This is a genomic window from Pseudarthrobacter oxydans (assembly GCF_013314975.1).
In the GTDB taxonomy this organism is placed as follows: Bacteria; Actinomycetota; Actinomycetes; order Actinomycetales; family Micrococcaceae; genus Arthrobacter; species Arthrobacter oxydans.
In genome coordinates this window covers 1-9,154 of record NZ_JABTYH010000057.1, presented here as the reverse complement: position 1 = coordinate 9,154, position 9,154 = coordinate 1, and the positions used below count along the sequence as shown (strand labels likewise).

Below are 9,154 nucleotides of genomic sequence, written 5' to 3'. Positions count from 1 at the left end.
GAGCGTGGACAGGTCACGGGTCACGTCCCCGAGCAGCTCACCCAGCGAGGCGTTGTCCGCCTTCTGGTGCGCCGCACTCGGAGCGGGTTCTGGAATGGAACTGCTCACAGCTGGCGTCCTTCCGATGACCGGTAACCGCCGTCGGTGCTGCGGTAGGAGCCGTCCTCGTCCCGGTAGGGGTCGTCCTCGAACCGGAGGGGAGTCTCTTCGGCCGTGCCGGAGGGCAGGGAAGTAGTGGATACCGGAGCACCGGCGCCCACAACAGGCTCGCTGTAGAGGTCGTCGTTACCGGCTGCGTAACCCGTCTCCTGGTGGAGGGGTGCAACCGGCTGGTTCTGCACGGACGGCTGCGATGGTGAGCCATACGCTGCGCCGCGGGACTCGGGTGCGCCTGCGGTCAGGCCGCGGGTGAGCCGGCCGGCCAGGACGCCCGCTCCGGCTGCAAGCAGCAGGAAAGTTCCGGGGTTGTTGCGGGCAAACCGCTGGACCTCGCCGAGAATGTCGCCCGGCTGCTTGTTCTCCAGCCAGGAGGCCACGGTGTCGGTGGTGCCGGCAGCCTGCCGGATCAGGTCGCTGGCCATGCCCTGCTGGTCCGGCGCGTCGGCCATGCTGTGCAGCTGGCTGGAAATGGTGCGGATGCCTTCGGCGGCCTTCTGCTGCTGGGTGCCGGCCTGGCTTGTCAGGCCTGACTTCGCCTGGTGCAGCAGGTCCTGCGCGCTGTGCTTCGCCTCGGACGCCACGTGCGCGGCTTCGTCCTTGGCGGACTGCGCTACGTTCTGGGCGGACGTCGCGGCCTGGCCGGCAACATTGGACGCCTCTTCCTTGGCCGCCTGGCTCTTGGAGGTTCCGGCGGAACCCCCAGCGGGGGTGGTGCCATAGTTTTCTTCGGCACCTGCTGCGGTCACACCGTAGGGATCGGTGGTTGCAGTGCCGGGGGTCTGGGGCCATTGGTTCTCTGTCATCGGGCTCTCTTTCCTGAAGGGTCAGCTGGCGATCAAGAACCAGCAACGCTGGCTAGTAGTAAGCATGGTTACTATTTAGATACTAAGCACACTTTCCATTTGAAGCGCAAGAGGGTCGCCTAATAAGGGGGCCTCAGGGAGCATGCTGGGCCCGGCGGATAGTAAGCCTACTTGCGAATTGGATGCTAAGCATGCTTATTGTAGAGAACGTAGCGACGCAACAAGAGGTGATAACACCCTGCACTTCGCCACCCACAGGAAGGCCACGGCCCGATGACCAGCAATCTCGATCCAGATGCCCGCACCAGCTACCGCCTGATTTCTGTGGCGGCCAGGCTGGTTCAACGGCGCCAGGACGACGCCCTGGCGCACTTGGGCCTGACCCGCGCGGCTGTAATAGCCCTTGAAGGCCTTGCCGGCGGGCCCTTGAACCAGGAACAGCTCGCCGAAACGATCCGGGTCCAGAGCCAGACCCTTGGACGGGTCCTGATCCGGCTGGAGGGCGCCGGTCACATCACCAGGACGCGCCAGTCCGCCGACCGCAGGCAATTCAAGGTGGAACTCACGGAATCAGGGGAAGCCATCCTTGAGGCCGCGCGCCGGGAAGAAATAAATGCCTACCCTGATGATCCCAACATCAGCTGGAAGGTCCTCAGTGAGGAACTGTCAAAGTTCGTGAATGCACTGCCGGCAAGCCGGAACCAGGAGGTGGTCCCGTTTGCTCCGCCCGAGCACCGTACTGCAAGGCGCCCCCAGGGGCCGCGCGGAACCGGCCTTCGCGGCATGGACCAGTCAGGCCACTAAGGCGGGCTGGCCCGGCACCCCAGGCCGGCACTGAAACGGGCTATGGGCCGTTCCGGCCTGCGCCGGGCGGCTAAGCCTAAGCCGAGCAGGCGTCCTCAAGTGCCTGGACGGACTCTGCCGGCACCTCGTCTCCGGCTTCCGCAATCTGGCCCAACGGCGTCGTAATTTCAGCCGGGACCCCGGCCGTGGACGCTGCAGAGACGAGGCCCGCCAGCAGTTGCTTGTCCTCAACGCTGACCAGCCCATCCTGGACCACAGCGCAGATCTGGCGCTTTACTTCGGCAGCGCCGGCCGTTGCCACCTTCGAGGCGGCGTCGCTGACGGCGTTGCCCGCTGCCTCCTCAACGGCACCACAGCCGGAAAGGAGCAGGAGCAGGGGAGCGGCGGACAGGACTGCGAGGCGGCGGTTCATCAGCCCAGCCTATCGGGTGGGCACAACGTGCTACCGCGCGCTGGCCGCCGGTACCCCCAGGATGCTGTCCAGCAGCCCGTTCCGGAACTTGCCGTCCGGATCGTGCGCCGACGCCAGTGAACGGAAGTCGGCGAAGCGGGGGTACAGCGCTTCCCAGTCGTGCCCTGCGGGGGAGAAGAGCTTTCCCCAATGCGGACGGGCCCCGAAGGGCCTCAGCAGATCCTCGAGCTCCGGCAGGACCGCTTCCACGTCGGGCTGCAGCGGCCTCCACGTAAAGTGCAGGGCGACGCTCTGTTGCCGGTAGAAGGGGCTGAGCCAGAACCCGTCCGCGGCACCGGTTCGGATCTCCGAAACAAAAAGCAGCGGCGCGAGCTTGTCCGCGAGTCCGCGGACTGCCTCAATGGCGGCCGGGGCATGCTCCAGCGGGAGGATGAACTCGCTCTGCAGCTCCTCACCCTTGCTCGGCGTGAATTCGTGGCGGAAGTGGGGAAGGCGGTCCAGCCACCGGCCGGGTTCGTCCAACTGCACTGTGCAGTTTTCCGCGGACATGTCCGGCAGTGGGTGCCGGGGCCGCACGGCAGCGGTGGCACCGAACAGCCCGTCCAGGGGCGGCTCCGAGTCCAGGGCCTTGAGCCAGACCTGGCTGATGGAATCCCCGGCATAGTCCGTGAAAAGGCTGACGCTGTAGGCGCTGGACACGAGTTCGCGGAAGCTGCCCAGCGCCTGGTCCCACGGCAGGTTCTCCAGAACGCGCTGGCGCATCCGGAAGCTCGGCTGGACGGCGAGTTCCAGGCCGGTCACGATCCCCAAGGCGCCGAGTCCCACCACGCTGGCCAGGAATTCGTCGCCATCGGCGCGGGTGAGGGAAACCTGTTCGCCGGACGGCCGCACGAGGTCGATCGACTGGACGGCTCCCGCCAGGGACTGGTTGTTGACGCCGGAGCCGTGCGTTCCGGTCTGGACTGCGCCCGCCACGGAGATGTGCGGGAGTGACGCGAGATTATGAATGGCGGCGCCGGACTGCTCCAGGGCGCGGCACAGTTCCCCGTAGCTGACGCCGCCGCTGACCCGCACCGTGGTGCGGTCCGGGGAGAGTTCGATCCGCTGGGGCAGCGCATCCAGCAGCACATGCACGCCGTCGGTGTCGCCCACCCGGTTGAACGAGTGCCGCGATCCAAGGGCCTTGACCCGGCCGGCACCGGCCACGATTCCGGCAAGTTCTTCCACCGAGGCTGGCCGCCGGACCTCCGCGGAGGCGTATTCAAGGTTCCCTGCCCAGTTCTTCATTGAGTCGGCTTTCCGGTTGGAGGTGCAATTGGCTCCCTCAACTGTCAGCGCTAACAATCACAGTGTCAAGGCGCGTTCACGCTGCCGGGCGGCGGCCGTCCACGGGGTGCTGCGACAAGCGCGCACCTGACTTTCTATCGCTGTAAACCTGCCGGGTCACCCGCTTGTGCGGGGCGGCGGAACCCTGCGCCTGCCGGTGGCTTCAAACGCGGCAGCAAGCCGCAGCAGGGCTGTATCGCTGTAAGCCCTGCCGGCAAAGGTCAGGCCCACGGGCATGGCGATGTCCCCGGCAAGCCCCATGGGGACCGTCACCGTGGGAATGCCGAGATGCCGCGGAACCAGGTTGCCGTTGGACACCCAGACGCCGTTGCGCCACGCCAGGTCTGCCGAGCGCCCGTTGCGGTCCGCGTCGGCGGGGCCGATGTCGGCGGCTGCCGGGAAGACCACGGCGTCGAGGCCCAGGCCGTCCATCCACTGCTCCAGGTCAACGCGCCGTGTTTCCTCCAGCCCTCGCAGTCCCTCGGCCAGGTGGGGGATGTCCACGAGGGAGGGGACCCCGTGCTTCCGGATCCAGGCGGGATAGTCGCTGATGTCGTCGTCGAACCCGTGGTACCGGTCAGGGAGGGAACCGTCTGGAGCAGGGAAGATGGCAGCACCGTCGACGTCGGCCAGCCGGCAGAGGTCCGGGTCCCCGTTGGCATCCAGGAAGTCGTGCCAGGCCCAGGCTGAGAGGTCCACAATCTCGCGGCGCAGGTACTCCGGCGGCACCAGGCCGCGGGTGGCGATGGTGGGCGCGCCGGGCCGGTCGCCCTCGTAGTTGGACACCACCGGGAAATCGACCTCGACGACGTGGGCGCCGGCGGCTTCGAGGTCCTGCCGCGCGGCGTTCCACAGCTCCATGAAGGACTGCCGGGTCTCGATGCGCTGCCCGGTGGGGCCGCCGATCCCGCCACCGGGGGCCGTTCCGGCCTCCGGGTCCGCGTTGATGTACATGCGGGGGATCCCCAGCCGCTTGCCGGCGAGCACCTTCCCGGCGGCGGTGCTGTCCCGGACCGTGAGGTCCAGGTAGGAGGCGGGACGGACCTCGGAGGCCCTGGGGATCGGCACCCACTGCTGGACCCGCCAGAAGTCGCCCCGGGTTTCTGCGTCATCCGCCACCACAACATCCAGTACCTCCAGGAGGTCGGCCATGGTCCGGGTGTGCGGCACCACCACGTCCATGGTGGGCACCAGCGGCCAGTTGCCGCGGACAGAGATGACGCCCCGGGACGGGGTGTAGGCGCAGAGGGCGTTGTTCGACGCCGGCGCCCGGCCGGAGGACCAGGTTTCCTCCGCGAGCCCGAAGGCGGCGAAGCTGGCGGCCGTGGCCGTTCCGGACCCGTTGGAGGATCCGGAGGCGAAGGCTGCCGTCAGGTAGTCCGCGTTGTAGGGGCTCTCGGCGCGCCCATATACGCCGCGCTGCATACCTCCGTTGGCCATGGGCGGCATGTTGGTCAGCCCGATCAGGACGGCACCGCCCGCGCGCAGCCGTCCGATGGTGAAGGCGTCCCTCCGGGCCACCAAATCCTTGAAGGCGGGGGACCCTGCGGCCACGGTGAGGCCGGTCGCCTGGTAGCTGTCCTTCGCGGTGTAGGGGATGCCGTCCAGGGGGCCCAGCGTGGCGTTGCGGGCACGGCGTCCGTCGGACGCCCGCGCGTCGGCTATGGCGTCCGGGTTCATCACCACCAGCGCGTTCAGACGTATTCCGGACGAGTCATATTTCGCGATCCGCGCCAGGTACAACCGCACCAGTTCCTCACTGGTGACCTTCCCGTCCTCCAGTGCCGCACGGAGTTCGCTGAGGGAGGCCTCGACGACGTCGAAGCTGCCCTGGGTGCCAGGCGAGCCGGCCGTCCCGGAGGGCATCACGCCGCACCTCCGCCAGCTGCCGGCTGCTGCTGGGTGATGCAGTGGATGCCGCCGCCAAAGGCGAAGATATCGCGCGCGTCCACCAGTTCCACGGTGCGGCCCGGGTAGGCGCGCTCCAGGATGCCGGCGGCAATGGCGTCATTGGGATCGTTGAAGGCGCACAGGACCACCACGTTGTTGGCCACGTAGTGGTTGATATAGGACCAGTCCACAAAGCCTTCCTCGTCCTTCAGGGCGGTGGGGGCGGGAACATCGATGATCCGGAGGGGCCGTCCCTGGGCGTCGACCTCGCCCGACAGGACGTCCCGGAGTTCCCGGTAGACCTCGTAGTCCGGGTGGGAGGGGTTGTCCTGGCGGTGCAGCAGGATGGTGCCCGCGCCGGCGAAGGCGGCCACGATGTCCACGTGCCCGCGCGTGCCGAACTCGCCGTAGTCGCGGGTGAGTCCGCGGGGAAGCCAGATGGCCTTGGTGGTGCCCAGCGCGGCGTGGATCCCGGCCTCCACCGAGTCCCTCGTGGCTCCCGGGTTGCGGCCGGGATCCAGCTGGACGGTTTCCGTCAACAGCACGGTCCCTTGACCGTCCACATGGAAGCCGCCACCCTCGTTGACCAGGGAGCTGGACCTGACGGTTACGCAACTTTCCGCCGCGACGGTGCGGGCAACGTCCTTGTCCTTGTCCCACGCGGCCCATTCCTGGGCGCCCCACCCGTTGAAGATCCAGTCCACCGCAGCCAGCGAGCCGTCCGGCCGGTGCACGAAGGTGGGTCCGCTGTCCCGCAGCCAGGCATCGTCGAGGGGAACCTCGAGCACCGTAATGCCGTCGCCGAGCCATTCGCGGGCTGCGGTGGCATCGCGGGGGTCGGCCACCACAGTGACGGGTTCGTAGCCGGCGATGGTCTGCGCCACCTTGGTCCAGGCGGCGCGGGCGCGGTCCAGGGTGGGGCTTCCTGCTTCGCCGAAGGTGTCGTTGGGCGGTGGAAAGGCCATCCACGTGCGCTGGTGGGCTTCCCATTCGGCAGGCATGTGGGTGGCCGTGGCGTCGGTGGCAGTGGCGTCCAGGGAGGCTAGCGGGGAGGAATAAATGAATGACATTCATTTATTATGGATTCGAGAATGCCCGCAGGCAAGGGATTGGGAAAAATTAAGCTCCGGCTAGCTGGTAGCCGTCCTGTCCACGGCAGCCGTGATGGCCCGGGCCAGTTCCGCTGGCTTGGTGAACTGGGGCCAGTGGCCGGTGGGCAGGTCCACGTACTCCACGTCCCGCATCCTGGAAAGCTCCGCCACAAAGGGGTGGCCCCCCTGGATCCACTCCTGCAGCAGCGACGACGGGAACTCGCACGCAATGACGGTGGCGGGCACGTCGTAGCGCCTGTCGTCCTGCAGATGCTGCTGGTCGTAGGCAACGCCCCTTGGCTGCGGAATGGCCCGTGCCCGGAAAGCCTCGCGGAGGCCGTCGTCGAGGTCCACCAGGTCGGCGTCCTCGAACGCTTCCCACGGCGGCAGCGGAACGTCGTCGCCGTCGGCCGGCAGTTCATCGTTGATCACGCCGCCCTCACCCAGTGGCCCGCTGTCCACGTAGACCGCACGTTCCACCCGGTCCGGGCGGGAGTCCAGGGCGCCGTGGATGATGGCGCCGCCGCCGGAATGGCCCACGAGCACCACCTTGTTGTCCAAGGCATCAATGGCGGCAACCACGGCATCGATGTGGTCCCGCAGGCCGATGCCGGAGCGGTCTGCGTCGACGGATTGCATCCCGGGAAGCGTGAGCGGGTGTGGCCGGTGCCCCGCCGCCTCAAGCGCCGGTGACACCTTCTCCCACGACGAAGCGTCCAACCAGAAATCGGGAACCAGGATGATGTCCATGGTGGAACCCTACTCCCGGCGGAGGGGGGTGCGGGTGATCCGGGGGCATGCGGAGCACCAGGGCTTTCGCGCAGCCCCGGCGGGCAGTAAAGTCCCCGAGTAGCCTGCGTTTCTCCGACGTGACCTGAGAGGGAGCCCTCATGAAACGGCCAGAATGCTTTTGCGGACCCGCCGGCGCCGTGCCGGGCCCAGGCGCAGCCGGAGGTGTGGAGGCATGAGCGGCTCACCGTCGCAGGGCCAGGCCGCTCCGGCGAAGCGTGAGACGTTCTCCTCGCGCCGGCTGTTTATCCTCTCGGCCATTGGCTCGGCGGTCGGCCTGGGCAATATCTGGCGCTTTCCCTATATCGCCTATGACAATGGCGGCGGCGCCTTCCTGATCCCCTACCTGGTGGCATTGCTGACGGCCGGCATCCCGTTGCTGTTCCTCGATTACGCCGTGGGCCACAAGTTCCGCGGGTCTGCGCCGCTGGCCTACCGCCGGCTCCACCGTGCAGCCGAGCCGCTGGGATGGTGGCAGGTGCTGGTGTGCTTCGTCATCGCGGCCTATTACGCAGTGATCATCGCCTGGTCGCTGATGTACACCATCTTTTCCTTCACGGAGGCGTGGGGTGACGACGCCGAGGGCTACTTCTTCGGGAACTTCCTGGCCGTTGCGGAGGCCCCGGGCATCGGCTTCACCTACGTGCCGTCCGTCTTCTTCCCGCTCCTGCTGGTCTGGGTGGCGGTCATCGTCATCATGGTGGCCGGAATCCGCAAGGGCATCTCCCGCGCCAACTCCATCCTCCTGCCCTTGCTGATGGTGATGTTCCTTCTCCTGGTGGTCCAGTCGCTCTTCCTTCCCGGCGCAGCGGAAGGCCTTAACGCGTTCTTCACGCCGGACTGGGCCGCACTCGCAGATCCCTCTGTGTGGGCTGCAGCCTACGGACACATCTTCTTCTCGCTGTCCGTGGGCTACGGCATCATGGTTACGTATTCGTCCTACCTCAAGCGCCGGACGGACCTTACCGGTTCCGGCATGGTGGTGGCCTTCTCCAACTCCGGATTCGAAATCCTCGCCGGCATCGGTGTTTTTGCGGCCCTGGGGTTCATGGCACAGGCAGCAGGCACGGGCGTGAACGACGTCGTGACCCAGGGCATCGGCCTTGCCTTCGTCGCATTCCCCACCATCGTGTCCCAGGCACCCTTCGGCGGGCTCATGGGCGTGCTCTTCTTCGGATCGCTGGTGTTCGCGGGAATCACCTCCCTCATTTCCGTGCTGGAGGTAATCGTGGCCGCCGTGCAGGACAAGCTCGGCTGGGGCCGGGTCAAGGCTTCAGTGGTGGTCAGCGTGCTGGTGGCAGCTGTCTCCCTGGGCCTGTTCCCCACTGCTACGGGCCTCTACCTGCTGGATACCTCGGACGCTTTCGTCAACAGCTTCGGAATCACCCTGGGCGCGCTGGTCACCGTGGTGGTGCTCGCGTGGTTCCTGCGCAAGCTGCCGCTGCTCTCGGCCCACCTGAACCGCGTCTCAACCATCAAGATGGGGCGGGCGTGGATGGTGCTGGTGGCCGGGGTGGTGCCCCTCGCCCTGATCTACATGGTGGCCAACGAGTTCATCAGCAAGATCGGCACCACCTACGAGGGGTACCCCGAGTGGTTCGTGGGCCTGTTTGGCTGGGGCATGGCCGGCGCACTGGTGGTTTTGGCCCTCATCCTGACGGCCATTCCCTGGAGCCGCACTTCCAAAGCCCACCATGACCCCGAATACGACGACGTGGTCAAAGAGGATGCACAGGAGGCGGCACCATGACACCCATCGCCATCACCATGATGATCATTGCGATCCTCACTGTCTGGGGCGGGCTGGCACTCGCGCTGGTCAACCTCAAGAGGCACCCCGAGGACGAGGGCGCCCTGCCCGAAGAGCACGCACCCGAGCT

9 protein-coding genes are annotated in these 9,154 nt (G+C 67.1%); 3 read left to right on the top strand and 6 right to left on the bottom strand.

What is annotated here, in order from left to right; translation table 11 throughout:
- Positions 1–104 precede the first annotated feature (104 nt).
- On the bottom strand, positions 105–962 hold the full coding sequence (locus HTS88_RS21510) for a hypothetical protein (protein ID WP_174182161.1): 858 nt from the start codon (positions 960–962) through the stop codon (positions 105–107).
- A gap of 273 nt (positions 963–1,235) precedes the next feature.
- Between HTS88_RS21510 and HTS88_RS21505 the strand changes: the two genes are divergently transcribed.
- Positions 1,236–1,766: a MarR family winged helix-turn-helix transcriptional regulator gene (locus HTS88_RS21505; RefSeq protein ID WP_174182159.1), complete on the top strand. Its 531-nt coding sequence runs from the start codon at positions 1,236–1,238 to the stop codon at positions 1,764–1,766.
- Positions 1,767–1,842: 76 nt separating this feature from the next.
- Here HTS88_RS21505 and HTS88_RS21500 read toward each other — a convergent pair whose 3' ends face one another.
- From HTS88_RS21500 to HTS88_RS21480, 5 genes are all read right to left on the bottom strand, one after another.
- Positions 1,843–2,178, bottom strand: a complete 336-nt coding sequence (locus tag HTS88_RS21500) for a hypothetical protein (RefSeq protein WP_174182155.1) — start codon at positions 2,176–2,178, stop codon at positions 1,843–1,845.
- Positions 2,179–2,208: 30 nt separating this feature from the next.
- Positions 2,209–3,465, bottom strand: coding sequence for a D-arabinono-1,4-lactone oxidase (locus HTS88_RS21495; protein ID WP_174182152.1), 1,257 nt, complete (start codon positions 3,463–3,465; stop codon positions 2,209–2,211).
- Positions 3,466–3,621: 156 nt separating this feature from the next.
- Positions 3,622–5,370: an amidase gene (locus HTS88_RS21490; RefSeq protein ID WP_174182150.1), complete on the bottom strand. Its 1,749-nt coding sequence runs from the start codon at positions 5,368–5,370 to the stop codon at positions 3,622–3,624.
- The gene (locus HTS88_RS21485; protein ID WP_174182148.1) at positions 5,370–6,464 is read right to left on the bottom strand and encodes an agmatine deiminase family protein; all 1,095 of its coding nucleotides are present in this window, start codon (positions 6,462–6,464) and stop codon (positions 5,370–5,372) included. Before HTS88_RS21485 ends, HTS88_RS21490 begins: the two co-directional genes overlap by 1 nt.
- Positions 6,465–6,524: 60 nt before the next feature.
- Positions 6,525–7,235, bottom strand: coding sequence for an alpha/beta fold hydrolase (locus HTS88_RS21480; protein WP_174182146.1), 711 nt, complete (start codon positions 7,233–7,235; stop codon positions 6,525–6,527).
- Between the two features lie 214 nt (positions 7,236–7,449).
- On the opposite strand from HTS88_RS21480, the gene HTS88_RS21475 reads away from it, so the two are divergent.
- Positions 7,450–9,024, top strand: coding sequence for a sodium-dependent transporter (locus HTS88_RS21475; RefSeq protein WP_174182144.1), 1,575 nt, complete (start codon positions 7,450–7,452; stop codon positions 9,022–9,024).
- Positions 9,021–9,154, top strand: a 134-nt coding sequence (locus HTS88_RS21470; protein WP_013599219.1) for a methionine/alanine import family NSS transporter small subunit, incomplete at its 3' end; no start/stop codon positions are given. The genes HTS88_RS21475 and HTS88_RS21470, both read left to right, overlap by 4 nt.

What these genes read in the sequence shown, in the direction of transcription:
- HTS88_RS21510 (WP_174182161.1), bottom strand. Translation starts at nt 962, where the DNA reads ATGACAGAGAACCAATGGCCCCAGACCCCCGGCACTGCAACCACCGAT.
- HTS88_RS21505 (WP_174182159.1), top strand. Translation starts at nt 1,236, where the DNA reads ATGACCAGCAATCTCGATCCAGATGCCCGCACCAGCTACCGCCTGATT.
- HTS88_RS21500 (WP_174182155.1), bottom strand. Translation starts at nt 2,178, where the DNA reads ATGAACCGCCGCCTCGCAGTCCTGTCCGCCGCTCCCCTGCTCCTGCTC.
- HTS88_RS21495 (WP_174182152.1), bottom strand. Translation starts at nt 3,465, where the DNA reads ATGAAGAACTGGGCAGGGAACCTTGAATACGCCTCCGCGGAGGTCCGG.
- HTS88_RS21490 (WP_174182150.1), bottom strand. Translation starts at nt 5,370, where the DNA reads ATGCCCTCCGGGACGGCCGGCTCGCCTGGCACCCAGGGCAGCTTCGAC.
- HTS88_RS21485 (WP_174182148.1), bottom strand. Translation starts at nt 6,464, where the DNA reads ATGTCATTCATTTATTCCTCCCCGCTAGCCTCCCTGGACGCCACTGCC.
- HTS88_RS21480 (WP_174182146.1), bottom strand. Translation starts at nt 7,235, where the DNA reads ATGGACATCATCCTGGTTCCCGATTTCTGGTTGGACGCTTCGTCGTGG.
- HTS88_RS21475 (WP_174182144.1), top strand. Translation starts at nt 7,450, where the DNA reads ATGAGCGGCTCACCGTCGCAGGGCCAGGCCGCTCCGGCGAAGCGTGAG.